At 76.4% G+C, this 25737-nt stretch carries 24 protein-coding genes; 12 read left to right on the top strand and 12 right to left on the bottom strand.

Annotated elements, in window-relative coordinates:
- The first annotated feature begins 273 nt into the window (after positions 1-273).
- On the top strand, positions 274-1287 hold the full coding sequence (locus ACRYM6_RS07065) for a tyrosine-type recombinase/integrase (protein WP_432542102.1): 1014 nt from the start codon (positions 274-276) through the stop codon (positions 1285-1287).
- Positions 1288-1290: 3 nt separating this feature from the next.
- Here ACRYM6_RS07065 and ACRYM6_RS07060 read toward each other — a convergent pair whose 3' ends face one another.
- Positions 1291-2139 (bottom strand): hypothetical protein, encoded by an 849-nt coding sequence (locus ACRYM6_RS07060; RefSeq protein WP_432542101.1) that lies wholly within the window; start codon positions 2137-2139, stop codon positions 1291-1293.
- A gap of 254 nt (positions 2140-2393) precedes the next feature.
- Here ACRYM6_RS07060 and ACRYM6_RS07055 point away from each other — a divergent pair, with 254 nt between their 5' ends.
- The gene (locus ACRYM6_RS07055; protein WP_432542100.1) at positions 2394-3470 is read left to right on the top strand and encodes a M15 family metallopeptidase; all 1077 of its coding nucleotides are present in this window, start codon (positions 2394-2396) and stop codon (positions 3468-3470) included.
- Between the two features lie 74 nt (positions 3471-3544).
- Here the strand turns inward: ACRYM6_RS07055 and ACRYM6_RS07050 are convergent, their stop codons facing one another.
- Complete coding sequence (locus ACRYM6_RS07050; protein ID WP_432542099.1) at positions 3545-5491, bottom strand: phosphoenolpyruvate carboxykinase (GTP); 1947 nt, start codon at positions 5489-5491, stop codon at positions 3545-3547.
- Between the two features lie 214 nt (positions 5492-5705).
- Between ACRYM6_RS07050 and ACRYM6_RS07045 the strand changes: the two genes are divergently transcribed.
- Complete coding sequence (locus ACRYM6_RS07045; RefSeq protein ID WP_432542097.1) at positions 5706-6104, top strand: OsmC family protein; 399 nt, start codon at positions 5706-5708, stop codon at positions 6102-6104.
- A gap of 13 nt (positions 6105-6117) precedes the next feature.
- Positions 6118-7155, top strand: coding sequence for a polysaccharide deacetylase family protein (locus ACRYM6_RS07040; protein ID WP_432542095.1), 1038 nt, complete (start codon positions 6118-6120; stop codon positions 7153-7155).
- Positions 7156-7215: 60 nt separating this feature from the next.
- On the opposite strand, the gene ACRYM6_RS07035 is transcribed toward ACRYM6_RS07040, so the two are convergent.
- The 4 genes from ACRYM6_RS07035 to ACRYM6_RS07020 all read right to left on the bottom strand — a co-directional run bounded on the left by ACRYM6_RS07035 (position 7216) and on the right by ACRYM6_RS07020 (position 11911).
- The gene (locus ACRYM6_RS07035; RefSeq protein WP_432542093.1) at positions 7216-8709 is read right to left on the bottom strand and encodes a GntP family permease; all 1494 of its coding nucleotides are present in this window, start codon (positions 8707-8709) and stop codon (positions 7216-7218) included.
- A gap of 114 nt (positions 8710-8823) precedes the next feature.
- Entirely contained in the window at positions 8824-9705 is an 882-nt protein-coding gene (locus ACRYM6_RS07030) for a carbohydrate ABC transporter permease (RefSeq protein WP_432542091.1), read from the bottom strand.
- Positions 9702-10619: a carbohydrate ABC transporter permease gene (locus tag ACRYM6_RS07025; RefSeq protein WP_432542089.1), complete on the bottom strand. Its 918-nt coding sequence runs from the start codon at positions 10617-10619 to the stop codon at positions 9702-9704. The genes ACRYM6_RS07030 and ACRYM6_RS07025 overlap by 4 nt, the downstream gene beginning before the upstream one ends.
- A complete protein-coding gene (locus ACRYM6_RS07020; protein WP_432542087.1) occupies positions 10616-11911 on the bottom strand; it encodes an ABC transporter substrate-binding protein in 1296 nt (431 codons plus the stop codon). Before ACRYM6_RS07020 ends, ACRYM6_RS07025 begins: the two co-directional genes overlap by 4 nt.
- Positions 11912-12103: 192 nt before the next feature.
- On the opposite strand from ACRYM6_RS07020, the gene ACRYM6_RS07015 reads away from it, so the two are divergent.
- The gene (locus ACRYM6_RS07015) at positions 12104-12619 is read left to right on the top strand and encodes a hypothetical protein (protein ID WP_432542085.1); all 516 of its coding nucleotides are present in this window, start codon (positions 12104-12106) and stop codon (positions 12617-12619) included.
- A 21-nt stretch (positions 12620-12640) separates the two neighbouring features.
- Here the strand turns inward: ACRYM6_RS07015 and ACRYM6_RS07010 are convergent, their stop codons facing one another.
- From ACRYM6_RS07010 to ACRYM6_RS07000, 3 genes are all read right to left on the bottom strand, one after another.
- Entirely contained in the window at positions 12641-13192 is a 552-nt protein-coding gene (locus ACRYM6_RS07010; protein WP_432542083.1) for a hypothetical protein, read from the bottom strand.
- 141 nt (positions 13193-13333) lie between these two features.
- The gene (locus ACRYM6_RS07005) at positions 13334-14023 is read right to left on the bottom strand and encodes a response regulator (protein WP_432542081.1); all 690 of its coding nucleotides are present in this window, start codon (positions 14021-14023) and stop codon (positions 13334-13336) included.
- The gene (locus ACRYM6_RS07000) at positions 14016-15704 is read right to left on the bottom strand and encodes a sensor histidine kinase (protein WP_432542079.1); all 1689 of its coding nucleotides are present in this window, start codon (positions 15702-15704) and stop codon (positions 14016-14018) included. The genes ACRYM6_RS07005 and ACRYM6_RS07000 overlap by 8 nt, the downstream gene beginning before the upstream one ends.
- Before the next feature lie 247 nt (positions 15705-15951).
- Here ACRYM6_RS07000 and ACRYM6_RS06995 point away from each other — a divergent pair, with 247 nt between their 5' ends.
- Genes ACRYM6_RS06995 through ACRYM6_RS06980 form a run of 4 tightly spaced genes read left to right on the top strand, consistent with a single transcriptional unit; the run spans position 15952 to position 19560 of the window.
- On the top strand, positions 15952-17028 hold the full coding sequence (locus ACRYM6_RS06995; protein ID WP_432542077.1) for a Bug family tripartite tricarboxylate transporter substrate binding protein: 1077 nt from the start codon (positions 15952-15954) through the stop codon (positions 17026-17028).
- Entirely contained in the window at positions 17025-17582 is a 558-nt protein-coding gene (locus ACRYM6_RS06990; RefSeq protein WP_432542075.1) for a tripartite tricarboxylate transporter TctB family protein, read from the top strand. The genes ACRYM6_RS06995 and ACRYM6_RS06990 overlap by 4 nt, the downstream gene beginning before the upstream one ends.
- Complete coding sequence (locus ACRYM6_RS06985) at positions 17582-19162, top strand: tripartite tricarboxylate transporter permease (RefSeq protein ID WP_432542073.1); 1581 nt, start codon at positions 17582-17584, stop codon at positions 19160-19162. Before ACRYM6_RS06990 ends, ACRYM6_RS06985 begins: the two co-directional genes overlap by 1 nt.
- Positions 19159-19560 (top strand): universal stress protein, encoded by a 402-nt coding sequence (locus ACRYM6_RS06980; protein ID WP_432542071.1) that lies wholly within the window; start codon positions 19159-19161, stop codon positions 19558-19560. Before ACRYM6_RS06985 ends, ACRYM6_RS06980 begins: the two co-directional genes overlap by 4 nt.
- A 38-nt stretch (positions 19561-19598) precedes the next feature.
- Here the strand turns inward: ACRYM6_RS06980 and ACRYM6_RS06975 are convergent, their stop codons facing one another.
- Complete coding sequence (locus ACRYM6_RS06975; protein WP_432542069.1) at positions 19599-20264, bottom strand: 5' nucleotidase, NT5C type; 666 nt, start codon at positions 20262-20264, stop codon at positions 19599-19601.
- A 212-nt stretch (positions 20265-20476) separates the two neighbouring features.
- Between ACRYM6_RS06975 and ACRYM6_RS06970 the strand changes: the two genes are divergently transcribed.
- Positions 20477-20839, top strand: a complete 363-nt coding sequence (locus tag ACRYM6_RS06970; RefSeq protein ID WP_432542067.1) for a hypothetical protein — start codon at positions 20477-20479, stop codon at positions 20837-20839.
- A gap of 137 nt (positions 20840-20976) precedes the next feature.
- Here ACRYM6_RS06970 and ACRYM6_RS06965 read toward each other — a convergent pair whose 3' ends face one another.
- Positions 20977-22305: a sensor domain-containing phosphodiesterase gene (locus ACRYM6_RS06965; RefSeq protein WP_432542065.1), complete on the bottom strand. Its 1329-nt coding sequence runs from the start codon at positions 22303-22305 to the stop codon at positions 20977-20979.
- 428 nt (positions 22306-22733) lie between these two features.
- Between ACRYM6_RS06965 and ACRYM6_RS06960 the strand changes: the two genes are divergently transcribed.
- Positions 22734-23954: a saccharopine dehydrogenase family protein gene (locus tag ACRYM6_RS06960; RefSeq protein WP_432542063.1), complete on the top strand. Its 1221-nt coding sequence runs from the start codon at positions 22734-22736 to the stop codon at positions 23952-23954.
- A 21-nt stretch (positions 23955-23975) separates the two neighbouring features.
- On the opposite strand, the gene ACRYM6_RS06955 is transcribed toward ACRYM6_RS06960, so the two are convergent.
- On the bottom strand, positions 23976-24581 hold the full coding sequence (locus ACRYM6_RS06955) for a YdeI/OmpD-associated family protein (RefSeq protein ID WP_432542061.1): 606 nt from the start codon (positions 24579-24581) through the stop codon (positions 23976-23978).
- 121 nt (positions 24582-24702) lie between these two features.
- Here ACRYM6_RS06955 and ACRYM6_RS06950 point away from each other — a divergent pair, with 121 nt between their 5' ends.
- On the top strand, positions 24703-25704 hold the full coding sequence (locus ACRYM6_RS06950) for a LacI family DNA-binding transcriptional regulator (RefSeq protein WP_432542059.1): 1002 nt from the start codon (positions 24703-24705) through the stop codon (positions 25702-25704).
- The last annotated feature ends 33 nt before the right edge of the window (positions 25705-25737 follow it).

The following is a 25737-nucleotide window of genomic DNA, read 5'->3' as shown; positions in this document are numbered from 1 at the left end:
CCCGCGGACACCGCCCCGCGCGAGGGGACGTCCCCGGCCGGCCCGCGTGTGGGCGGGCGACGGCGACGTCCTGTCAGCGGCCACCGGAGTCGAGGTGGGCGCGCCTCGTCCCCCGGGTCCGTGTCGGAGTTCACCAGGGGCCGGGTCAGGATAGCTCCCCGCGGTCGGCGGGTCCGGACCCCCTGTTCGAGGCTGTTCGGTGCTTGCGCACTTCCAAAATTTGGTTGGCAAAATTAGTTCCAGTAACTGAACTTCCGTTGGTAATGTGGGCTCATGAGCGCCACCGGGTCCGCCGACGTCCCCGCCGAACTGCTCACCGCCCCGCTGCCCCCGCTGGACCCGCCGCCGTCCTACGACGCGGAGGTGCTGCAGGCCTGGTTCGCCTCCCTCGACCCCGTCCGCCGGGCGGTGCGCGCCCCCTCGACCTGGCGGGCCTACGCCGTCGACCTGGCCCACTTCGGCCAGTGGTGCGCGGTCGAGCAGCGGGAACCGCTGCCCGCCGAGCCGCAGACCGTCGGGGACTACCTCCGGGCCCACGTCGAGTCGCTGTCCATCGCCACCCTGCAGCGGCGGCTGGCCGCGATCGCCGTGGGGCACGCCCTCATCGGCGTCCCCTCCCCCACCGACGGCGAGCACGTCTCCCTGGTGTGGCGGGGCCTGCGCCGCGTCCACGCACCGGACCGGCCGCGCCGCCGCGTCGACGCCCTGGAGACGCGCGGGCTGGCCGACCTCGTCGCCCCGCTCGTCGACTCCGCCATGGACCACCGGGACCGGGCCCTGCTCGTCCTGGGGTTCGCCGGCGCCCTGCGCCGCTCCGAGCTCAGCGCCCTCGACGTCGGTGACGTCGTCGACGGGACCGAACGGCTGCTCGTCACGGTCCGCGCCGCCGGCGCCCGCGACGAGCGGGTGGTCGAGCTCCCCTGGGGCCACCGGGCGCAGACCTGCCCGGTGCGCTCCTGGCGCACCTGGGTCCGGGTCGCCCGCCTCACCGACGGGCCCGCGTTCCTGCGGATGACCAAGGGCGGCAAGTCGTTGCGCCTCGAGCGCCTGGGCGACCGGGGGGTCGCCGAGGTCGTCAAGCGGCGCGCCCTCGACGCCGGCCTGGACCCCAGCCTGTTCTCCGGGCACAGCCTGCGCGCCGGGTTCGTCACGTCCGCGACCCGCGCGGGCGTCCCCGGTGTCTCGATCGCGCGCCAGACCGGGCACCGTTCGGCGGCGGCGCTGGCCGCCTGTGTGCGCGAGGACCGCCCCTTCCCCGGGAACCCGGCCGCGCACGTCGGCCTGTGAGGGTCAGCCGGGCGGCCGCCCGCCCCGGCTCCCCGGCTCGCCCCCGACGGCCGCGACCCGCTCGGCGGGACTGCCCTGCCGCTCCAGCGCGGCCCGCAGCCGCCGGGCACCACCGGGGGCGGCGGACGCGACGGCCGGCGCGACGGCGCCGGTGAGCCGCTGCAGCGTCCGGGCGGTCGCCTCCAGCACGGCCAGGACGTCCGGCCGGGTCAGCGCGGGCAGCGACCCGGCCGGGCCGTCCAGGGCCAGGCAGCCCGTGACGGCCGAGCGCGACCCGGAGTCGTCCACGAGGGGGACGGCCACCACGACGGGGTACTTGCCGCGGACCCGGGCGATCTCGGCCTCGCTGAGCCCCTGCGGGTCCCCGGCGCCCTCCGCGGCGGCGACGTCGCGGGCGACGACGGCGCCGGAGGCGACGCACTCGCCGATGACGCCCTTGCCCGGGGCCCACGCGACGCCGGAGGCACCGGGGCGGCGCCGCGCCCGGACGCGGTGCACCCGCTCCAGCGTCGCGGCCCGCCACCGGGGACGGCGGACCCGGTAGGCGGCCAGGGCCAGGTCGCGCGGGTCGAGCCCGGAGGCGTCCGCGAGCGCCCACAGGGCACCGGAGAGGACGTCCTCGTGCAGCTCGCGGAGCGCGGCGGTGCGCCGGCCCCGGACCTCGGCGACCGCCCGCAGCACGGCGGGCACGATCGCGAGCAGGGCCGTGGCGAGGATGAGGACGGCGACCACGGTGCTGGAGGTGTCCCACAGCTCGGCCCGTTCCAGGGCGAGGCCGGCCCCGACGAGCGCGGCGAGGACGACGAGGGCGACGTCGAGCACGAGGCGGGGCGGCACCCGGTCGGTGGTCACGGCAGCCACCGTAGGGGCCCGCTGCGACACCTCCGCTGACCCCTCCGCTGACCCCTCCGCCGACCCCTCCGCCGGCACGTCCGCCCGCGGCGGTGGGCCCCGACGGACCAGCGCCGGTTTCCCGGATGCTCCGACCGTCAACTAGCCTGCACCCGCTCACGCCACCGACGAAAGACGATCAGCAGCCCGTGCACCCGCCCCTGCCGTCCACGTCCCGCCGACGCACCACCGCTCGTTCCCGCACCTCCTCGACCGTGGGGCTGGCCGCTCTGCTGCTCGTCCTCGCGGCGCCGCAGGCGGTCGCGACGACCGCTCCGGCCCCGGTCCCGGTCCCGGCCACCGGGGCGGCTCCCGGCTCGCGCGAGGCGCTGACGGACCTGGCGGCGCGGGCCGCCGCCGCGCTGGAGACCTACCAGCAGGCGCTGCAGGCCCAGCAGGGCGCCGAGGCCGCCGCCGCGGCGGCGCAGGCCGACCTGGCGGCGGCGCAGGCCGCCGTGGAGGCCAGCCGCGACGAGCTCGGCACGTGGGCGGCCCAGGCGTACCGCGGGACCGGTGGGGTGCGGGACCTGTCGAGCGTGGCGGTGCTGCTGGACCCGCGCGCGGCGGGGGACGTCAGCTGGACGCTGGCCGCGGTCGACCGCGTCGGCGGCGGGTACGGCCGGGCGGTGGAGACCGCCGACCGGGCCCGCGCCGTGCAGGCCGAGGCCGCCGCGACGGCGGAGCAGGCGGTGGCCGCCGCCCGCGCCAGCGCCGGCGCGGCCCTGGCGGCCAAGGCCGCCGCCGACGGCCTCGTGCAGGAGCAGCTGGTGGCGTACTCGGCCCAGCAGCGGACCGCGGCGGGGCTGGACCCGCTGGCGCCGGACGCGGCCGTCGTGGACCGGGCCCGGGCGTTCCTGTCCAGCACGGCCACCTGCGCCGGCGGGGTCCTGACCGGGTTCGCCAACGGCGAGCTGCCCGTGGACGCGTTGTGCCCCCTGTACGGCGCGCCCGGCATGGTGCTGCGCGGCGACGCCGCGCACGCCTTCGAGGCGCTGTCCCAGGCGTTCCAGGCCGAGTTCGGCACGCCGCTGGCCGTCACCGACGCCTACCGCTCGCTGGCCGAGCAGGTCGACGTCAAGGCCCGCAAGCCCGGGCTGGCCGCCGTGCCCGGCACCTCCCGGCACGGCCTGGGGCTCGCCGTGGACCTCGGCGGCGGGGTCCAGGACGCCGGGTCCGTGCAGCACCAGTGGATGGACCGCAACGCGGCCCTGTTCGGGTTCATCAACCCGGCGTGGGCGCAGGGGAACCCCGGTCCGTTCGAGCCGTGGCACTGGGAGTTCGTCGCCGCCTGAGCCGCCTGGGCCGCGCCTGCCGGCCGCCCGGCCCGGGTCGCCCCGGGCCGGTCCGCCGCCGCGGGTGGTCGCGCTCAGTCCACCGCCCAGGCGTCCCAGCGGTGCTGCGTCCACCGCGCCGCGCGGAGCTCGTCGCGGACCCGGTCGACGTTGCGGCCGATCTCCCGCGGCAGCCGGTCGCCGAACCGGGCGAAGTAGGCCTGGAGCTCGTCGAGCTCAGCCGACCAGGCCGCCGGGTCGACGGCGAACAGCTCCGCGAGGTCGGCCGCGGGCACGTCCAGGCCGTCCAGGTCCAGGCTCCCCGGCGCGGGGACCAGGCCCACCGGGGTGTGCTCGGCGGGGACGGCCCCCTCCAGGCGGCGGCAGATCCACTCCACGACCCGGGAGTTCTCCCCGAAACCGGGCCACAGGAAGCGGCCGTCGTCACCGCGGCGGAACCAGTTCACGCCGAACACCTGCGGCAGGTGCTCCACGCGGTCGGCCATCGAGAGCCAGTGCCCGAAGTAGTCGGCCATGTTGTACCCCGAGAACGGCAGCATCGCGAAGGGGTCGTGGCGCAGCGCGCCGACGGTGCCCTCGGCGGCCGCGGTCTGCTCGCTGGAGATGGAGGCGCCGAGGAAGACCCCGGCCGACCAGTCGACGGCCTGCGTCACCAGGGGCACGTTCGAGCGGCGGCGGCCCCCGAACAGGATCGCGTCGATCGCCACGCCCTCGGGGGCCTCGAACTCGTCGGCCAGCGAGGGGCAGCGGGTGGCCGCGACGGTGAACCGGGCGTTGGGGTGCGCGGCCGTGCGGCCGGTCTGGGCGCCGATCTGCGGCGTCCAGTCCTCGCCGCGCCAGTCCACCAGGTGCTCGGGGGTCTCGTCGGTCATGCCCTCCCACCACACGTCGCCGTCGTCGGTGAGGGCGACGTTCGTGAAGATGACGTCCCGGGACAGCATCTCCATGGCGGTCGGGTTCGTCGACCAGCCCGTGCCGGGCGCGACCCCGAAGAACCCCGCCTCGGGGTTGATGGCCCGCAGCCGGCCGTCGGGGCCGGGCCGCATCCACGCGATGTCGTCGCCGATCGTCTCGACCCGCCAGCCCGGGACGGTGGGCCGCAGCATGGCGAGGTTCGTCTTCCCGCACGCCGAGGGGAACGCCGCCGCGAGGTGGAACACCCGCTCCTGCGGGGAGGTGACCTTCAGCACGAGCATGTGCTCGGCCAGCCAGCCCTCGTCGCGGGCCATGGCCGAGGCGATGCGCAGCGCGAAGCACTTCTTGCCCAGCAGGGCGTTGCCGCCGTAGCCGGACCCGAAGGACCAGATCTCCCGGGTCTCGGGGAAGTGCGCGATGTACTTCAGGTCGTTGCAGGGCCACGGCACGTCGGCGCGCGCGCGGCCGATGGCGTCGACGAGCGGGAAGCCCACGCTGTGGACGGCCGGGACCCACGGCAGGCCCTCGTCGATGGCGGCCAGCGCCTGGGCGCCCATCCGGGTCATGATCCGCATGGAGACCACCGCGTACGGGGAGTCGGTGACCTGGACCCCCAGCTGGGAGATCGGCCCGCCGACCGGGCCCATGGAGAACGGCACCACGTACATGGTCCGGCCGCGCATGCAGCCGGCGAACACCCCGTCGAGCTCCTCGCGCAGGGCGCCCGGTTCGCGCCAGTTGTTCGTCGGGCCGGCGTCCTCGCGGCGGTGCGAGGCGATGAAGGTCCGCGACTCGACCCGCGCGACGTCGGTCGGCGCCGACCGGGCCAGGAAGGACCCGGGGCGCAGTTCGGGGTTCAGCGGGATCAGGGTCCCCGCGGCGACCATCTGCGCCGTCAGCCGGTCGTGCTCGGCCTGCGACCCGTCGCACCACACGACCTCGTCCGGCTGGGTCAGCCGCGCGATGTCGCGCACCCAGGCCAGCAGGGCGGGGTCCCCCGTCGGGGCGCTCACCTCCAGGCCGGGCGCCCGCAGGCTGCCCGGGGTCTGCCCCGGACCGGTGACGGGGCGCTGCGTCGTCGTGGTGGCGTCGAGCTGGATGGTCATGGAGTTCCTCCCCGGTGAGTCGGATCCTCACCATCCGCCACCGGGGAAGGGCTCGTGGAGCCCCTGGGGCCGGGAAGATCCGTGATTCTTCACGGGGGTGGAACTCGGGCGGGCTGGCGCCCGGTCCGGGGGACGGCTGCCCCGGCGGACGGGGCGCGCGGACCGGCGCCCCCTCCGCCGTGCGGCCCCCCGGGAGTCCTCGTACGGTCGCGTCATGGCACACGACCTGTACACCGCCAGCGTCTCGGCCACCGCGGGCGCGGTCCGGTCCGACGACGGCGCCCTCGCGCTCGACGTCCGGGAGGCGACCTCCTCCCAGGACGGGTCGGCCACCAACCCCGAGCAGCTCATGGCCGCCGCCCTCGGCAGCTGCCTGCTGGAATCGCTGAAGATCGCCACGAGCACCACCGGCGGCAACGGCGACGACGTGCAGGTGCAGACGCAGGTGACCCTGTCCGAGGCCGAGGGGGCCGGGTACTCGGCCCGCTACGAGCTGTCCGTCACCCTGCCCGACGCCGGGACCGACCCCGAGGCGGTGCTGCAGCAGGCGCTGTCGCTGTGCCCGTTCACCAAGACGATCAACGCCGACAGCCTCGACGTGCACCTCGCCTGAGCGGCCGGCCGCCGTGGCGTCGCTCCCGCCCACGCCGGCGGAGGTGCTGCGCTCGGCGGCCGCCGTCGCCGCGGAGGACGAGGAGCGCGCCGGGGTGGCGATGTTCCTCGGGCTGCACCCGCCGCCCTCCCCCGCCGGTCCCGCGGACCCCGTCCACCCCGCCCACCCCGTCGACGCCGAGCTCGGCCACCGGCTGGGGGTCGTGTGGGACGTCCTGGCCGCGCACGACCCCGACGTCACCGTCCAGGACGCCCTCGCGGTGCTGGCCGACCTGGAGTTCCGCGCCGGTCCTCCCCGGCCGTCCGCGCCCCGCCCCCCGGACCGGCTGGCCGCCTGGCGCCCGGCCGGGTGGCGCACCCCGCCGCGGGCGCAGCGGGACGCCGAGGTCGCCCGGGTCCGCGACGCGCTCGTCGGCGGTCGCCTGCTGCGCGTCGTGAACTTCCACGACACCCCGCTCTCGCGCCGGGAGGAGTTCCGCGCGCAGCTGCACGGCTACGCCGCCCGCTTCGACCCCGTCACCGCCGCCGACGTGCTGGGGTTCTTCGCCACCGGCCGCTGGAGCACGCCGCGGCCGGGGATCGTCCCGGCGTTCTTCGACGGCTTCGCCAGCGCCGTCCACTGCGCCGCACCGCTGCTGGCCGAGACCGGCCTGGTCGGCTGGTTCTACCCGCCGACGGAGTTCCTGGACGTCGCCCCGGCCGAGCAGCGGGCCTTCGCGCGGGCCCACGACTACGGCGTGCTGGAGCACCCCGAGGGCCGGCTGGCGATGACGTGGGACGACCTGGCGGACCTGGCCCGGGCGCACGAGGTCTGCGGCCACACCGCCACCCACGCGGCCGCACCGGACGTGCGCACCGACGACGACGTGACCCGGCAGGTGCGCGAACCGGTGCGGCGGCTCACCGAGGTCTGCGGCCGGGTGCCCGCGGCGTGGGCGTGGCTGGGCGGTTCCCCGTTCGACCCCGCCTCCCCCGGCGACCGGGCCGTGGTGGCGGAGGGGATCGCGCTGCTCACGTCCAACGCGGTCCTGGAACGGCTCCCGGTCCCCTGAGGCGCCCGCGAGACGCCCCCGAGGCGCCCGTGGGGCCGCTCCCCCGCCGGGCACCCGCCCTCACAGGACCAGGTACCCGACGAAGGCCAGAGCGAAGCCGACGAGGCCGATGAGGGTCTCCATCACCGTCCACGTGCGCAGCGTCGTCGGCACGTCCATCCCCAGGAACCGGCCGACGAGCCAGAACCCGGAGTCGTTGACGTGGCTGAGCGCGGTCGCCCCGGCGGCGATGGCGATGACGATGAACGCCGGGTCCAGGCTGGACAGGCCCGCGGTCGCCTCCACGGTGGGCGCCATCAGCCCCGCGGTGGTGGTCAGCGCCACCGTCGCCGAGCCCTGCGCCACCCGCAGGCCCAGGGAGATGATGAACGCGGCCACGATGACGGGCAGGCCCGTGGCGGCCAGGGTGTCGGCCAGGGCGTCGCCGATGCCGCTGGCGCGCAGCACCCCGCCGAACATGCCCCCGGCGCCGGTGATGAGGATGACGGAGCAGACCGGCCCCAGGGAGCCGTTGGCCAGGTCCTCGACCTTCCCGCGCGAGAGGCGGCCGCGGCCCAGGACGACCATGGTGACCAGCACGGCGACGAGCAGCGCGATGGGCGTCTGCCCCAGCAGGCGCAGCGCCTGCACCCAGGTCGCGTCGCCGTCGACGGCACCGGCGGTGGCCAGCGTGTTCAGGCCGGTGTTCAGGAAGATCAGGACCAGCGGGAGCAGCAGCACGGCCAGCACCGTCGCGAACCGCGGCGGGGGGCCGGGCTGCTCGACCACCGAGACGGGGGCGTCCTGGGTGTCGACGCGGCGGCCGTCACCGGTGCCGCCGGAGGGTTCCCCGCCGGGACCGGAGGGGCCGCCCGTCCCGAAGCCGTTCCCGGCCGCGCGCCCGGCCCACTCCGACGGCAGCGGGACGTCGCTGCGGCGCCCGGCCCACACCCCGAAGAGGTAGCTGGCGGTGAACCAGGTGGGCAGCGCGAGCACGACGCCGACCAGGACGAGGACGCCGATGTCGGCGCCGAGGAGTTCCCCGGCCGCGACCGGCCCGGGGTGCGGCGGCACGAAGGCGTGCATCACCGCGAACGCCCCCGCGGACGGCAGGGCGTAGACCAGGACCGGGCCGCCGAACCGCCGGGCCACCGCGAAGAGGATCGGCAGGAAGACGACGAACCCGGCGTCGAAGAAGATGGGGAACCCGAAGATCAGGGACGCGATCCCCAGGGCCAGCGGGGCGCGCGCGGCCCCGAAGCGGGCCACGAGGGTGTCGGCGAGGACCTGCGCCCCACCGGTCACCTCCAGCAGGCGGCCGATGATGACGCCGAAGCCGACGAGCAGGGCGACGCTGGCCAGCGTGCTGCCGAACCCGGCGGTGAGGACGTCGACGATGCCGAGCAGGTCACCCGTGGGTGCGGTGGTCACCACGGCGGTCAGGGCGCTGATGAGGACCAGCGCGACGAAGGCGTGCAGCTTGACCCGCACGATGAGGAAGAGCAGCAGCGCGACGGCGGCGGCGGCGATGAGCAGCAGCGTGCCCGTGCCGTAGGCGGGGGTGACGGTCTCCATCGTTCCTCCAGAAACGGCGTTGTTCCGTGCGTCGAGGCTAGCCCACCGGGCGATCCCCGCCCGGGCAGCGCGCCGCGACCCGCGGGCACCGCCGCCGGCCGCGGCGGGCCCGGCTCACTTCAGGCCGCTGCGGGCGATCCCGGCGACGAACTGCCGCTGGGCGAGTCCGAACAGCACCAGCACCGGCAGCACCGAGACCAGCGCGCCGGCCATGAGGGCCGGGTAGTCCGTCGTGTACTGGCCCTGCAGGAACGACAACCCCACCGGCAGCGTGTACAGCGCCGGGTCGCGCAGGGCCACCAGCGGCCAGGCGAACTCGTTCCAGCGGTAGGTGAAGGTCATGACCACCAGCACCGCGACCAGCGGCCGGGCCAGCGGCAGCACGACCGACCACAGCGTCCGCAGCTGACCGGCGCCGTCGAGCTGGGCCGCCTCCAGCAGCTCGTCGGGCAGCGACAGGAAGTACTGCCGGGCCAGGAACACCCCGAACGCCTCGGCCGAGCGCGGCACGATGACCGCCCAGTACGAGTTGATCCAGCCCAGGTCGTTGACGAGGTCGAACTGCGGCACCAGCAGCGTCTGGACGGGGATCATCAGCGTGGCGATGACGAGGAAGAACACCACCGCCCGGCCCGGGAACCGGTGCTTGGCCAGGACGTACCCGGCGGTCACGTCCACGACGACGGTGAGGACGACGGCCACCACCGCGATGGCGAAGGAGTTCTGCACCCACTGCAGCACGGGGAAGTCCGTCAGCGCCCGCCGGAAGCCGCCGAGGTCGACGGAGGTGGGCAGCAGCGAGACGCGGCCGGCGACCAGGTCGGACCGCGACGACAGCGCGGTGACGACCATCCAGTACAGCGGGAACACCCACACCACGGCCAGGACGAGCACCACGAGGAACCGGGACCAGCGGGTGCGGTGGGGGCGCCGGCGCGTGCGGGTCGCGCGCGGCGGCTGCCCCGTGGCGGCACCCGCGCGGGTGGTGGTGGTCACGACTCCTCCTCGGACCGGCGCTGCAGGCGCCACCAGAACACGGTCGCCACCAGGATCACCAGGAACACCACGACCCCGATGGCCGACCCGTACCCCTGGCGGCGGGCCTGGAACCCCTGGGTGTAGGCGTAGGTGACGAGGATGTCGGTCGCCCCCGCGGGACCACCGCCGGTCATGACGCGGATGACGTCGAAGACCTGGAACACCTCGATGACCATCAGGACGGTCACGAAGAACGTCGTGGGCCGCAGCAGCGGCCAGCTGACGAACCGCACCCGCTGCCACCGGGAGGCGCCGTCCAGTTCCGCGGCCTCCAGGAGGTCGCCGTCGATGCCCTGCAGCGCGCTGAGGTACAGCACCACGACCAGGCCGGTGCGGGCCCAGAACAGCACGACGAACACCGACACCGCCGCGGCCGTCCCGCCGGACTGCCAGTCCGGGGCCGGCAGCCCGAACCCGGACAGGGTGCGGTCGACGATCCCGACGTTCTCGTCGAAGATCCAGCGGCCGGCCATGGCGACCACGACGCCGGAGATGACGTACGGGGCCAGGAACAGCGCCCGGAACAGCCCCCGGGCCGGCAGCCGGTCCCGCAGGAGCAGGGCCAGCCCGAAACCGGCCCCGATGCTCGCCGGGACCGACACGACCGCCAGCAGCCCGGTGTTGCCCGCCGCCCGCCAGAAGGAGGGGTCGCGCACCATCCGCGCGTAGTTGTCCAGGCCCACGAAGTCGGCGGTGCCGATGCCGGTGGCGTCGGTCAGCGAGATCCGCACCGCCTGCACGAGCGGCCACAGCACGAACAGCCCGAACAGCCCCAGGGCCGGGGCCAGCAGCGCGTACGACGTCGCCCAGCGGCGGGCCGCGGCGGTCCGCGCCCCGCGCGGAGCCCGGGCGAGGGGGGCGGTCGCGGTCACGGGGTGAGCACGGACCGCACCCCGGCGACGATCTGCGCCAGGGCGGCCGGGTCGTCGTCACCGCTGAGGAAGGCGGCGTCGAGCCGGTCGGCGAGCTGCCCGTTGACGGCGCTGAAGTCGGGGACGACGACCTGCTCCACGAGCTCGGTGCGGATGGCGCGGGCCTGCTCGACGAACAGCGGCATCAGGTCCGGGCGCACGGCGTAGTCGAGGTCCGCGGGGTCGACGTCGGTGCGGGTGGGCAGGACGGTCGCGGCCGCGCAGAAGGCGCCCATCTGCTCGGCGCCGGCGCAGAACTCCAGGAAGTCCAGCGCCGCCTCCTTCCGGGACCCGGCCTCGACCGCGACGAGCGCGTTGCCGCCCAGGTCGGCCGAGGCGTTGACGTCCCGGGGCAGGAACGTGGCCTGGTACTCGAACCCGGCGCCGTCGATCTCCTGCAGCAGGAAGTCCCCGGCGAACACCATGGCCACGGTCTGGTTCACGAACAGGTCGCTGGCCGGCTGCCCGCGCGAGGACGACGCCTGCGGCACCAGGCCGCGGCGGAAGAAGTCGCGGGTGAAGGTCAGGGCCTCCAGCAGCCCGGGGTCGTCCTCGGCGACGTCGTCCAGGCCCGGCGTCAGCAGGCGGCCCCCGGCCTGGTCGACGAAGTTCAGCCACCGGAACGCACCGGCGTTCTGCCAGTTCACGGCGAACGGGTAGGTGTCGGCCCGCGAGGGCCGCACCCGGCCCGCGGCGTCGAGGAACTGCTCCCACGTCCACGCCGCGTCCAGCGTGGCGGGCAGCGCGCCCAGCCCCGCCGAGGCCACCGCGCCCGTGTTGACCAGCACCATCGAGGTGTCGGTGTGGTGCGGGACGCCGAAGGTGCCCTCGTCGTCGGTGACCGCCCCCCAGAACGCCGGCAGGAACGAGCTCTCCAGCGACCCCGGGTCGGGCAGGTTCGCCAGCACCCCCTGGGCGCGGTAGGCCGCGACGTCGGTGTAGCTGACGCGGAACAGGTCCGGCGGGGAGTCGGTCCGCAGGGCGGTGTCGACGGCCGTCAGGACCTCCGAGTACGGCACGACCTGCAGCTCGACCCGCGGGCCGCCCTGGGCGGCGAACGCGTCGGCGAGCGCCCGGAAGGCGGTGAGCTCGGCGTCGCCGGCCCAGGTGATCATGGTGAGGGTGTCGTCGTCGCGGGTGGTGCCGCTGTCGGGGTCGGTGGAGAACCCGCCGCAGGCGCTGAGCGCGAGGGTCCCGGTGAGGGTGCCGGCGCCGGCGGTCAGGAGGGTGCGGCGCGTGGGGTGGGTGGGCATGGGGTCTCCGGTGGTCCGCGCAGGGGCCGGGGCACCTGCTGGGTGGTGCAGCGGGTGGGTCGGGGTCTGGTCACGGTAGCCGGGGTGGTGGGGGGTGGCGCGGCGGGGAACGCGGCGGGGAACGGGGCGCGGGGTGGGGTGCGGTGGTTGCGGGGGTGGCGGACCGGGTACGTGCAGGGCGTGGAGGATCACGTGGACGATCACGAGCGGTCGCGGTACCTGGCGGTGTACCTGAACGACCACCTGGCCGGGGCGACGGCGGGCCGGGCGCGGTTCGCGCGGTCGGCGCGGGCGCACCGCGGGTCGGTGGTGGGTGAGGTGCTGGAGCGCATCGGTGGGGAGGTCGCGCAGGACCGGCGGGTGCTGCTGCGGTGGATGCGGGTGCTGGGGGTGCAGCCGCGGTGGGCGCTGGTGGGCGCGGCGCGGGTGGGTGAGGCGGTGGGGGCGCTGAAGCCGAACGGGCGGCTGGTGCGGTCCTCGCCGTTGCGGACCGTGGTGGAGCTGGAGGCCCTGGTGCTGGGGGTGCAGGGCAAGGCGGCGTTGTGGGGGGCGTTGCTGGAGCTGGGGTCGCGGGGGGCGCCGTTGCCGTTGGCGGAGGTGGAGGCGCTGCTGGTGCGGGCGCAGCGGCAGGCGGTGGAGCTGGAGGAGTTGCGGCGCGAGGCGGTGCGCGACGTCCTCGCGCCGGGGGGTCCCCCGGGCCCGCGGTGAGGCCCGGGGGTTCCCGGGGGGTCAGGGCAGCAGGTTCTTCACGACGCCGGCGGCGATCTGGCGGGGCTTCTGCTGCTCGCCCTGCTGGGAGGTCAGGACGAGCAGGACGCCGGTGAGGGCGGGGATGGTCCACTGCAGGACCTTGAGGCGGCGCTGGGCGGAGGCGGCGCTGTCGTCGGTGCCGCCGGCCGGTTCGGTGGCGCCGGCGGCCGGGGTGGGGGTCTCCTTGCCGAGGCGGGCGCCCTCGGCGCCGGACCAGAAGGTGACGCCGAGGGCGGCGACGGTGAGGGTGGTCTTGACGACGGTGTTGGCGCCGGCGCCCTGCTGGGCGACGACGCGTCCGGAGTTGCGGACGAGGAGGGCGACGTCGCCGACGAGGTGGGCGGCCAGGGCCACGCCCTGGACGGGGGCCCACTTGGCCCAGCCGGCCGCGGCGACGCGGGCGCGGTCGTGGGGGTCGCGGACGGCGGCGGCGGCGCCGTTGAGGCCGACGGCGCCCATGAGGGAGCCGCCGAACCAGGCGGCGAGGCCGATGTCGTGCAGGCTGCGGGTGAGGAGCTGTCGTCCGGCCACGGGTGGGTCTCCTGATCGGTGGGTGCGGGTCGGGTGCCGGTGCGCTGGGGCGCCGGGGCGACCTCGACGGGTGTCGGGCCCACTGTGGCCCGGTGGGGGGCGGGGCGCACGCGGAGAGCCGGGGCCGTGCGGTGGGGCGGGTCAGCGCACCGCTTCGTAGAGCCGCTCGGGGCGCCCGGCTCCGTAGCGCAGCCGCACCCGCGCACCGCCCTGGTCGGCGAAGTGCTCGAGGTAGCGGCGCACCGCGACCCGGGACAGCCCGAGGCGGGCGGCGACCTCGCTGGCCGACACGGCGGCGTCGGCGGTCCGCAGCGCCTCGGCCACGAGCGCGGCGGTCTCCACGCTCAGCCCCTTGGGCAGCGGGCCCGGGCGCGCGCCGGCGGCGGCCGGCGCCTGGACGCCGAGGGCGCGGTCGACGTCGGCCTGGCGCAGCACGCCGGTGGTGAGGGTGCGGCGAGCGCCGCGCACGTGGTGCAGCCGTTCGGTGAGCTGCTCGGCGCCGAAGGGTTTGATGAGGTAGCCGGCGACTCCCCCGCGCAGGGCGGCCCGCACGGTGTCGGCTTCGCGGGCGGCGCTGATGACGACGACGTCGACGTCGGCGCCGCTGGCGCGCAGGCGGCGCAGGACCTCCAGGCCCGAGAGGTCCGGCAGGTACAGGTCGAGCAGCACCACGTCGGGGTGGACCTGCTGGACGAGGTCGAGCGCCTGGGTCCCGGTGGCGGCGGTGCCGACGAGCCGGCAGCCGGGTGCGGCGTGCACGAAGCCGGCGTGGACGGAGGCGACCATGGGGTCGTCGTCGACGACCAGCACGCGCAGGGCGTCCTCAGGCACGGGGGGCCGTCCGGGGTCGGGCGGGGAGGGTGGCGGTGAAGGTGGCGCCGCCCCGGTCCCCGCGCTGCAGCTGCAGCTGCCCGCCGCGGCGGTGGCACACCAGTTGCACGAGGGCCAGGCCCACGCCGTGCCCGCCGGGGGACGGGTCGTGCTTGGTGGTGGTGCCGCGCCGCACCAGCTCGGTCAGCAGGCCGGGGTCGACGCCCGGTCCGTCGTCGCGGACGCGGACCACCGCGCCGCCGGCGCCGTCGTCGCGCACGTCGACCTCGACGGTGCCGCCGCCGGTGCCGGCGGCGGCGTCGACGGCGTTGTCGACGAGGTTGCCCACCACGGTCACCAGGTCGTCGGAGAGGTCGTCGGGGACGGCGGGCAGGTGGGCGCCGGGGGCGAGGACGAGTTCGACGTCGCGCTCGTCGGCGACGCTGGTGCCGGCCAGGAGCAGCGCGGCCAGGGCGGGGTCGTCGACCTGGGCGGCGATCTGCTCGCCGAGTTCGGCGTGGCCGCGGCTGACGCGGTCGATGAAGCCGACGACGTCGTCGTAGCGGCCCAGCTGCACGAGCCCGGAGATGGTGTGCAGGCGGTTGGCGAACTCGTGGGTCTGGGCGCGCAGGGCCTGCGTGGCGGTGCGGCTGAGGCCGAGCTGGTGCTGCAGGGCGGCCAGTTCGGTGCGGTCGCGCATCGTGGTGACGGTGCCGACCGCTTCCCCGCCGGTGGTGCCGCTGCGGTGCAGCACGGTCCGGTTGAGCACCAGCAGCCGTTCGCCGGCGACGACGGGGCGGTCGCTGGGCGCCGGGCCGCCGGTCAGCAGGTCGACGACCTCGGGGGGCAGGGCCAGGGTCCGGACCTGCCGGCCCACCGAGCCGGCGGGCAGGTCGAGCAGGTCGCGGGCGGCGTCGTTGGCGACGGTGACGACCCCGTCGGGGTCCAGGGCGATGACGCCTTCGCGGATGCCGCGCAGGACCGCTTCGCGGTGGGTCGCCAGGGAGGCGATCTCCTGCGGTTCCAGCCCGAGGGTCTGGCTCTTGACGCGCCGGGCCAGCAGCCAGGCGCCCAGGACCCCGACCAGCGCGGACATGCCGAGGTAGGTGCCCAGGTCGGGCAGGGCGGTGCGCAGCTGCGCGCTCCAGGGCACCGCGTCCTGCCCCACGAGCACGGCCCCGACCACGTCCCCGGCTGCCCTGCCGACTGCCCCGCCGGCTGCCCCGCCGGCTGTCCCGCCGTCCTCGTCGGCGAGCACCGGCACCCGCGCCGCGGTGCTGGTGCCCTCGCCGAGGCGGACCTGTCCCAGCCAGGAGGGGTCGTCGGCGGGGCCGCCGGGGGCGGCGGGCAGGGTGGTGCCCTGCAGGCGGGGGTCGGCGGGGGAGGCGACGACGCGGCCGTCGGGGGTGGCCAGCAGCAGGACGGCGACGTCGGAGGTGGTGCGCAGCTGCTCGGCGGTGACGGTCAGCGCGGTGGCGGCGGTGCGTCCCCCGGTGGTGTCGGCGAGCTGGCGGCGGACCAGGGGCAGGGAGGCGACGTACTCGGCGACCTGCCGCACGCGCCGTTCCTGGGCGTCGAGGGAGGCCTGGCGGGTCTGGGTGACGGACACGGCGCCGACGCCGACGAGGACGACGGCGAACAGCAGGACCTGCACGACGAGGATCTGCCCGGCCAGGCTGCTGCGGGGTCGGGGTCTGCGCACCGGTGCACCTCCTCGTGTCGGTCCCGGGGGTCCGTCCGCCCGGGTGGGCAGAACCCTACGGCCGCGCCGGGCGGGGACGGGGCCGTCGGGGGCGGGTCGGGTGGGACCACAAGGACCGCAAGGACCATTGCCACCGCAAGGGTGACGCGGGGGGCGGCCGGGAGCAGCATCCTGGGCGACGGGTGAGCAGCGGCTGCCCGTCCGCGCGGGCTGACCGGCCCGGGCGCAGGCCGTCGACGAGGACGCCATGACCGACACCCGCAGTGACCCCCGTGCCCCGCGCGCTCCCGGTGCCCCCCGCGGCCCCCACGTCCCCGGTGGTGGCGGGGCCGCCCGTCCCGGCCGCCGGGCCCTGCTCGCCGCGCTGGCCGCCGCGCCCGTGCTCGGCGCCGCCGGGTGCGGGGTGACCCGGCGCGCGGCCGCCACCGGCGGCGGCGCCCTGGACCGGCTGCAGCTGCTGGTCCCCAACTCCCCCGGCGGGGGGTACGACACGACGGGCCGTTCGGCGGTGCGGGTGATGGAGGAGGTCGGCGCGGCCGAGGGGGTGGAGGTCACCAACCTCTCCGGCGCCGGCGGCACCGTGGGCCTGGCGCGCTGCGTCAGCGAGAGCGGCAACCCGCAGTTCCTGATGTCGATGGGGCTGGGCGTGGTCGGCGCCTCCTACACCAACGACGTGGACGTGACGCTGGAGCAGACCACCCCGGTGGCCCAGCTCATCGAGGAGGCCGGGGTGGTGCTCGTCCCGGCCGCCTCCCCCTTCGCGACGCTGGCGGACCTGGTGGGGGCCTGGCGCGCCGACGCCGGGGCGCTGGCCGTGGGCGGCGGGTCCTCCCCCGGCGGGCCGGACTTCCTGCTGCCCATGCAGCTGGCCGACGCCGTCGGCGTGGACCCCACCGACGTGAACTACGTGGTGTACGACGGCGGCGGGGACCTGCTGCCGGCGCTGCTGGGCGGGCAGATCGCGTTCGCCACCAGCGGGTACGGCGAACTGCTGGACCAGATCACCACGGGCGCGGTGCGGGCGCTGGCCGTCTCCAGCCGGGAACGGGTCCCGGTCCTGGACGTGCCCACGCTGCGCGAGCAGGACGTGGACCTGACCTTCACCAACTGGCGCGGGCTGGTCGCCCCGCCCGACCTGGACGAGACGGAGGTGGGGCGGCTCGTGGACGCCGTGACCCGCATGCACGACTCCCCGCAGTGGCGGCAGGTGCTCACCGACAACGCCTGGACCGACGCCTTCACCACCGGTGAGGCGTTCGGAGCGTTCCTGGACGAGCAGGCCGGGCGGGTCCGCGACGTCCTGGCCCGGCTGGGGCTGGTGTGAGCGCGCACGCGGCCGACGCCGCGCCCGCGCCGGGGTCGCAGGGGTCGCAGGGGTCGGCCCCGGCGCCGCGGCGGCGGGACCTGTCCCAGCTGGGCGTGTGCGCGCTGCTGCTGGGCCTGGGCGCGGTGGTGCTGGCCGACGCGGCGACGCTGTCGCAGGGGCTGGTCGACGAGGGCGTCATCGGCCCGCGGCCGGTGCCGTACGTCGTGGCCGCCGGTCTGGTGCTGACCGCCGTCGCCCTGGCCGTGGACGTGCTGCGCGGGGGGCGCGGTCAGGCCGAGGAGGGCGAGGACGTCGACGCCTCCGCCGGCACCGACTGGGTGCGCCTGGGTGGGCTGGGGCTGGGTTTCGTCGCCAACGTCCTGCTGCTGGAACGGCTCGGCTGGGTGGTGTGCGCCGCGGTGTTCTTCGGCGTCACCGCCAAGGTCCTCGGCGGGCGCAGCGTGCTGCGCGGGATCGCCGTCGGCGCCGTGCTGTCGCTGACCACCTTCTACTTCTTCTGGGTGGTGCTGGGGATCCAGCTGCCGCCCGGCCTCCTGGACGGGATCCTGTGATGGGCGACCTGGCTCTGCTGCTCGGCGGGTTCGGCGACGCGCTGACCCCGGCCAACCTGGCCTTCGCGGCCGTCGGTGTCGTCCTCGGCACCGCCGTCGGCGTGCTGCCCGGCATCGGCCCGGCGATGACGGTGGCGCTGCTGCTGCCGCTGACGTACGCGCTGGAACCCACCAGCGCCCTCATCATGTTCGCCGGCATCTACTACGGCGGGATGTACGGCGGGTCCACCACCGCGATCCTGCTGAACACCCCCGGGGAGTCGTCCTCGGTGGTGACCGCGCTGGAGGGCAACAAGATGGCGAGGAGGGGACGGGCCGCGCAGGCGCTGTCCACCGCCGCCATCGGGTCCTTCGTGGCCGGCACCATCGGCTCGGTGCTGCTGGTGGCCGCCGCGCCCCTCATGGTGGGTCTGGCGGTGAACCTCAGCGAGGGCGACTACTTCGCGCTGATGGTCCTGGCGCTGCTGGCCGTCACCGCGGTGCTGGGTTCCTCGCGGGTGCGGGGTTTCGCCTCGCTGTTCACCGGGCTGGCCATCGGCCTGGTGGGTCTGGACGCCATCAGCGGTCAGGCGCGGCTGACGTTCGGGGTGCTGCAACTGGTCGACGGCATCGACATCGTCGTCATCGCGGTCGCGATCTTCGCCGTCGGGGAGGCGTTGTGGGTGGCCTCGCGGATGCGCCGCTCCGCGGTGGAGGTCATCCCCGTGGGCCGGCCCTGGATGGGGCGGGCGGACTGGAAGCGGTCGTGGAAACCGTGGCTGCGGGGCACCGCGCTCGGGTTCCCGTTCGGGGCGGTCCCCGCCGGTGGGGCCGAACTGCCGACGTTCCTGTCGTACGTGACCGAGCGCAAGCTGTCCAAGCACCCCGAGGAGTTCGGGCACGGGGCCATCGAGGGTGTCGCCGGGCCCGAGGCCGCCAACAACGCCTCCGCCGCCGGGACCCTGGTCCCGACCCTGGCCCTGGGGATCCCCACCAACGCCACCGCCGCGGTCCTGCTCGCCGCGCTGATCTCCTACGGCTTCCAGCCCGGCCCGCTGCTGTTCGAGCGCGAACCGGACCTGGTGTGGGCGCTCATCGCCAGCCTGTTCGTCGGCAACGCCCTGCTGCTGGTCCTGAACCTGCCGCTGGCGCCGGTGTGGGCCAAGCTCCTGCGGATCCCCCGCCCGTACCTGTACGCCGGGATCCTGTTCTTCGCGACGCTGGGCGCCTACGCCGCCAACCTGCAGACGTTCGACCTGTGGCTGCTGCTGGCCTTCGGGGTGCTGGGGTTCGTCATGCGCCGCTTCGGGCTGCCGGTGCTGCCGCTGATCATCGGGGTGATCATCGGGCCGCTGGCCGAGGAACGGCTGCGCACCGCGCTGACCATCTCCCGGGGCAGCTGGACCGGGCTGGTCGCCGACCCGTTCTCCGTGGCCGTGTACGTCGTGGTCGCCCTGGTCGTGGCGTTCCCGCTGTACCGGCGCCTGCTGCCGGGTCGGTGGGGCGCCCGCCGCACCGCCGACGTCCGGGGGACCCCGCCGGGAACCCCGTCCGGAACCCCGTCCCAGTCCCAGTCCCAGTCCGAGGAGGCCCACCGGTGACCGTCGTCGTCGCCTACGCACCCACCCCCGAGGGCGAGGCCGCCCTGCGCGCCGGGGTCGAGGAGGCCCAGCGCCGCGGGGAGGACCTGTTCGTCCTCAACGCCCCCGCCGGGACCGCGCTCGCCGAACGTACCTACGCCTCCCCGCAGCAGCTGGACCGGGTCCGGGCCGACCTGGCCGGCAGCGCGGTCCGGGCCCGGGTGGAGCAGCGCACCGGGCAGGGCGACACCGCCGAGGTCGTCGTGGAGGCCCTGCACGAGCTGGGCGCCTCCGCCGTCGTCGTCGGCCACCGCCGCCGCACCCCGGTCGGCAAGCTGCTCATGGGCAGCGCCGCGCAGCGCATCATCCTCGACGCGCCGTGCCCGGTGATCACCGTGAAACCCGCGCCGCACGACTGATCCTGGGCGCGCCCCCGCGGACCCCCACGAGCGGATCCCTACGCGCGGCTCCCGGTGGTGGCCGCGGCGTCCACCGGGACCGGCCGCCGGTGGGTGTCCGCGGGCGTGCGCGCGTCGACCGACCGCGGCAGCAGCAGCGTGCCGCCGGTGGCGCGCTCGGCCTCCACGGCCTCCAGGACGGGGCGCCAGCTCGACCAGTCCAGGTGGGTGCCGGGCAGGTGCTCGTTGTAGCCGGTGCGGTAGTAGACGTGCGTCCACGTCGGGGTGGCCAGCGTGCCGACGACCTGCGGCTTGTCGTCGACGAGCACGTCGCCGGTGACGAGCGTCTTGTCGCGCGTGACGACCATCCGCTCGGTCCAGTGCAGGCCCAGGTGCTCCTCGACCCACTCGTACTTCTCCCGCACGCAGTGGCGGTACGCCCGCACGGGAGCGGTGCAGATCCGCACGTCGTGCCCCGCGTCGAGCATCCCCTCCAGCGCCTCGCGAGCGCCGGGCAGGGGTCGCAGGCCGCGGAAGAACCCCTCGCGGGTGCAGATGGCGCGGATGCGCTCGTGCCAGTCCGGGGGGTAGCTGTCCTCGATCCAGTAGGACGTGGCCGCCGAGCGCGGGGCCAGGGGGGCGCCGGGGTGGGTGGCGCTGAAGAGGCGGTCGAAGCCGTCGCCGAAGTCCGCCAGGACCTGGTCCTGGTCCACGAGGACGAGCATGGCCGCGGGCCCTCCTGCCGGTGCGCGGTCTGTGGTCCGTTCACCTCCTCATCGGCACCGGGTCACCGGAGGTGAAGCGCCGGCGACCACCGGGGGGTCGAGCGGTCGGGGCCGCCCGAACGGCGGATCGGGTGAGCGCGGCGGGGTGTCGAACGATAGGGGGAACGGGCAGCCCACCGGGGGCTGTGACCGTCGGCCCCGAAGGACCCACCGTGCCGCACCCCTCGCGACCCCCCGTCGCCCCACCGGCCACCGCCGCGGAGATCAGCGCCCTGGCCCGGACGCTGGTGCGCCGCCCGGAGCTGAGCCACCTGGACGACGAGTCGCTGCTGCTGCGGCTGGCGCGGACCACCGCCGTGGGGCACCTGCTGCGCTCGCGGGTGGTGGCGGCGGCCCCGGACGCGGAGCGGTTGCTGGACGCGATGCTGGTGGACGGGCGGGCCGTGGTGCTCGACGTCTCCGACCCCGGCCCCGCCGAGGGCGTCCTGGCGGTGCGGCGGCCCGCGAGCGCCCGGGACCTGCCGCGGGCGCGGGACATGGCGCGGGCGCTGGCGCCGTTGCTGGCCGGTCGCTGAGAGCGGGCCGGGCCGCGCGGCCCGGGGACGAGGAGGGGCCCTGACCGGTGACGCCGGTCGGGGCCCCTCGTCGTCGTGGTGCCGCCGGCCCCCGGGGGTGGTCAGGAGGGCGGCGCGGCGGGCGGCGCGGGCCGGTCTCAGCCGCGCGCGCCCAGCAGCGCGAGGAGGTCGTCGGCGGCGCGCGGCGGGGAGAACAGGTACCCCTGCGCGGTACGCACGCCCAGGTCCCGCAGCGCCCGGGCCTGCCCGGCGGTCTCGACGCCCTCGGCGACGACCTCGCAGCCCAGCTGCAGACCCAGGTCGATCAGCGAGCCGGTCAGCAGGTCGTCGCGCCCGGACCGGCCCAGGGCGGCGACGAAGCAGCGGTCGATCTTCACCACGTCGGGCTGGAAGCGCTGCAGGTAGGCGTGGCTGGCGTACCCGGTGCCGAAGTCGTCCAGCGCCAGGCGCACCCCCGCCTCCCGGACGCGCGCCAGGGCGGAGTCGACCTGCGCGCCGGTGCCGGCCAGGGAGGTCTCGGTCAGCTCCAGGGTCAGCGCCTGCGCGGGCAGGCCGCTGACGACCAGCGCGTCGGTGACGACGTCGACCACGTCCGGTTCGCTCAGCTGGCGCCCGGACAGGTTCACCGCGACGTGCAGGTCCGCCGCCGCACCGCCGCCGGCGGTCGCGGGCGGGGCGGCGCGCCACAGCGCCACCTGCGTGCACGCCAGCGTCAGCACCTCCCGGCCCAGCGGCACGACCAGCCCGCTGGCCTCGGCCACCGGCAGGAACGCTCCCGGGGCCAGCAGGCCGCGCCGGGGGTGGTCCCAGCGCACCAGCGCCTCCACCCCCCGCCAGTCCCCCGACGCCAGGTCCACCACCGGCTGGTAGTGCACCACCAGCTGCCCGGCGTCGATGCCGGCCCGCAGCTCGTGGCTCTCGGCGAGCACCTGGCGGGGGGCCAGGCCCGCGGCGGCGTCCAGGCGGCGCAGCTCCAGCAGCTCGGCCACGCTGGTGGCCAGCTCGCCCAGGGCCTGCACCCCGGCCGCCGCGAACTGCCGGGCGTGGCGGTCCACGACGCACAACGCCCCCAGCGGCAGCCCGTCGCGCCCGATGATCGGGGCCCCCGCGTACGCGCGGACGTGCTCGGGGCCGGTGACCAGCGCGTTGTCGGCGAACCGCGAGTCGGCGCTCGCGTCCGGCACCACCAGCGCCTGCTCGGTAGCCACCGCCCAGGCGCAGAAGGACGCCTCCCGCGACGTCTGGCGGGTCTGGTACCCGAAGACCGACTCCAGGCCGCTGGCCGAGGCGAACCACTGCCGGTCCTCGTCCAGCAGCGCGACCAGGGCGGCGGGAGCGCCCAGCAGCCGCGCCGCGGCCCCGGTCAGCGCGTCCAGCGCGGCGTCGGGGCCGGTGTCGAGCACCTGGTAGCTGCGCAGGGAGGCCAACCGGTCCCCCTCGCGGGGGTGGTGCGGTGCTGCGGTCACGATCGCCTCCTCCTGGACCCCGGGCACACCCGCTGCGGCCCGCCACGGTGCCGCCGCGGCCGGGAGCAGCGCTCCAGCCCGGCCCGCGACGGCCGGCCGGCACCCCGGGGCGGGGTTCCGGCCACAGCAGGGCATCGGCCCCCGGCGCCGTGACCGCGATCCTCTGAGCGGGTGACGCGGGAGGGTGCCGGCCGAGGGCCCCGAGCGCCCCGGGCACCCCTGGCCCGGCACCTCGTCGGCAGCCCGCCGGCGACTCGCAGCACCGGGGCAGGAGCACCCCCCGGTGGCCGAGTTCATCCCGCCCCGTGCGGTGCGGTGGCGGCGGTGTGCGTCACGGCGGCGCCCGGTGTCCCGCCCCGCTCCCCCGTGCCCGCGGGCGAGCACGGTCACCGCGGGTGGAGCCGGGACCAGCGGGCTAGCGTGACGGCGTGGCCCACGACGTGGACATCGTGCTGTTCGGCGCCTCCGGTTTCGTCGGGCGGCTGACCGCGGCGCACCTGGCCGCGCACGCCCCCGCCGGGACGCGGATCGCCCTGGCCGGTCGTTCGCGCGAGCGGCTGGCGGCCGTGGCCCGCGACCTGGGGCCCGTCGCCGCGGACTGGCCGCTCGTGGCGGCCGACGCCGCCGACACCGCGTCGCTGCGGACGCTCGCGGAGTCGACGCGGGTGGTGGTCTCGACCGTCGGCCCGTACCTGCGGCACGGGCTGCCGCTGGTGCAGGCGTGCGCCCGCGCCGGCACCCACTACGCCGACCTCACCGGTGAGGTCCTGTTCGTGCGCGCCAGCATCGACGCCGCCGACGAGGCGGCGCGCGCGAGCGGCGCGCGGATCGTGCACTCCTGCGGCTTCGACTCGGTGCCCTCGGACCTGGCCGTGCTGCTCGCGCACGAGTGGGCGCAGGCGCACGACGCCGGTCCGCTGGCGAGCGCCACGCTGGAGGTCCTGTCCGCGCGCGGCGGGTTCAGCGGCGGCACGGTCGACTCGCTGCGCCTGCAGCTGGACACCGCGCGCCGCGACCCGGGGGCGCGGCGCCTGGTCGCCGACCCGTACGCCCTGAGCCCGGACCGGGCGGGTGAGCCGGACCTGGGGCGCCAGCGCGACGTGTTCGGCCCGCACCGGCGCGCAGCGACCGGCGACTGGGTGGCGCCCTTCGTCATGGCCCCGTACAACACGCGGGTGGTGCGGCGCAGCAACGCCCTGCTCGACCACGCCTACGGGCCGCGGCTGCGGTACGCGGAGGTCATGGCGTTCTCCGGGCGCACCGCGGCCCTGCGGGCGGGTGCCGTCACCGGGGTGCTGGCCGGGCTCACGGGTCTGCTGGCCGTCCGGCCCCTGCGGCCGCTGCTGGACCGCCTGCTGCCCGCGCCCGGCACGGGCCCGGGTGAGCGCACCCGCCGCACGGGACACTTCCGGCTGCGGCTGGACGCGCGCACGGACTCCGGCCGCCGCGCCGCGGTGACCGTCGCCGCGCAGGGCGACCCCGGGTACGCCGCGACCGCGGTCATGCTCGGGGAGAGCGCCCTGGCGCTCGCCCTCGACGGCGACCGCCTGCCCGCCCGCGCGGGGGTCCTGACCCCGGCCACGGGCCTCGGGGCGCCGCTCGTGGACCGTCTGCGCCGCCGGGGGTTCACCCTCGACGTCGCCGCCTGACGTCCCGGGGGCGCCGACGGCTCACGGGAGGCCGGCGGGTCGGGCCCGCTGGGGGTGGAACGTCTCCCCCCGCGCCAGCATCGCCACGAACTCGGCGATCTTGCGCCGGCGGGTCTCCTCCCGCTTCACCGACCCCAGCCGGTGGATCAGCGCGTACCGGTTCGTCGCGGTCAGCACCTCGAACATCGCCGCCGCCGCCGGGTCGGCCGCGATGGCCTGCGCCAGGTCCGCCGGGACCTGCGCCTGGGCCTGCCCCGCGTACGCCGCCTGCCACCGCCCGTCCGCCTGCGCCGCCTGCACCGCCGCCAGCCCCGCCGGCAGCATCAGCCCGGCCTCCGACAGCCGGGCCACGTTCGCCACGTTGCGCTGCGACCACGTGCTGCGCCGCGTGCGCGGGGTGAAGCGGATCGAGGAGGTCTGCGCGTCGCGGGCGCGGGCCTGCCCGTCGATCCAGCCCACGCACAGCGCCTCGTCCACCGCCTGCTGCCACGTCAGCGACGTGACCGTCCCGCCCTTGCGGGTCAGCACCAGCCACACCCCCGGTGAGGAGGCGTGGTGCTCCCCCAGCCAGGCCCGCAACCGCCCGGCGTCGGCCACCACCAGCTCGTCCAGCTCCACCGCTCCCACCCCCGGGACGCTAGCCCCGACCTCCGACTCACGCGGCTGGTTCCCGCCGCCCTCACCGCGTCCGCGCCCGGCGGTAGCGTGTGGCGACCCGCGCACCGCGCGGTGAGGACGAGGAGCTTTCGTGACCACGATCATGGACGTCGCTGCGGCCGCCGGGGTGTCGACCAGCACCGTCTCCTACGTCCTCAGCGGCAAGCGGACGATCTCGCCGGCCACCCGGGCGCGGGTGCAGCGCGCCATCGAGGACCTGGGGTACCGCCCGCACGCCGGGGCGCGGGCCCTGGCCTCCAACCGGACCGCCGTGGTCGGCCTGGTCGCACCGCTGCACGAGGACGTCGACCTGAACGTGATCATGCAGTTCGTGCGGTCGGTGACGACGACCGCGCGCACCCACGACCTGGACGTCCTGCTGCTGACCAAGGAGGAGGACACCGGTCTGCGCCGGGTCAGCGAGGGGTCGCTGGTGGACGGGCTGCTGGTGCTGGACATCGAGGCCGACGACCCGCGCATCGACGTGCTCACCGCCCTGGACCGGCCCACCGTCCTGATCGGCGTGCCGCGCGACCCGCGCGGTCTGAGCTGCGTCGACTTCGACTTCGCCCGCGCGGCGCGCGACGCGGTGGCGCACCTGAGCGCGCTGGGGCACCGGCGGATCGCGTTCCTGGCCTCCACCCCGCGCGCCCTGGACCGGCACGCCGGGTACGCCGAGCGGGTGCGCGACGGGTTCCTCGACGCGGTCCGGGCCCGGGGCGCGGAGGCGGTGCACCAGCCGTCGGAACCGGGACCGTCGGGGGTGCGGCGCGCCCTGGACGCGGTGCGCTCGCGGCTGCCGGGCGTGAGCGCGCTGGTGGTCCACAACGAGGCGGCCCTGCCGGCGCTGCTGGCGCTGCTGACCGAGGAGGGGCTGTCGGTGCCCGGTGACGTGTCCATCGTCACCATCGCCGCCAGTCCCGGCGACGAGCTGCCGCGGCCGCTGACCTCCCTGACCGTGCCCATCGCCGACATCGGGCGGATCGCGGTGGAGATGCTGGTGGCCCGGATCGGCGGCGAGCGCACCGCGGAGACGCGCCTGCTGGCCGCGCACCTGGAGGACCGCGGCAGCACGGCGGCGCCCCGGGGGTGAACCGGGGGGTGAACCGGGGGGTGAGCCGGCGAG

This window comes from Kineococcus rugosus, assembly GCF_050871975.1.
Lineage (GTDB): Bacteria > Actinomycetota > Actinomycetes > Actinomycetales > Kineococcaceae > Kineococcus.
This window is presented reverse-complemented; position numbering and strand designations above follow the sequence as displayed.

Excerpts from the sequence above, each read along its gene's own strand:
- ACRYM6_RS07045 (WP_432542097.1), top strand. The coding sequence starts at position 5,706 with ATGGCACACGACCTGTACACCGCCAGCGTCTCGGCCACCGCGGGCGCG.
- ACRYM6_RS07020 (WP_432542087.1), bottom strand. The coding sequence starts at position 11,911 with ATGCCCACCCACCCCACGCGCCGCACCCTCCTGACCGCCGGCGCCGGC.
- ACRYM6_RS06985 (WP_432542073.1), top strand. The coding sequence starts at position 17,582 with ATGGGCGACCTGGCTCTGCTGCTCGGCGGGTTCGGCGACGCGCTGACC.
- ACRYM6_RS07035 (WP_432542093.1), bottom strand. The coding sequence starts at position 8,709 with ATGGAGACCGTCACCCCCGCCTACGGCACGGGCACGCTGCTGCTCATC.
- ACRYM6_RS07065 (WP_432542102.1), top strand. The coding sequence starts at position 274 with ATGAGCGCCACCGGGTCCGCCGACGTCCCCGCCGAACTGCTCACCGCC.
- ACRYM6_RS06995 (WP_432542077.1), top strand. The coding sequence starts at position 15,952 with ATGACCGACACCCGCAGTGACCCCCGTGCCCCGCGCGCTCCCGGTGCC.
- ACRYM6_RS06975 (WP_432542069.1), bottom strand. The coding sequence starts at position 20,264 with ATGCTCGTCCTCGTGGACCAGGACCAGGTCCTGGCGGACTTCGGCGAC.
- ACRYM6_RS07050 (WP_432542099.1), bottom strand. The coding sequence starts at position 5,491 with ATGACCATCCAGCTCGACGCCACCACGACGACGCAGCGCCCCGTCACC.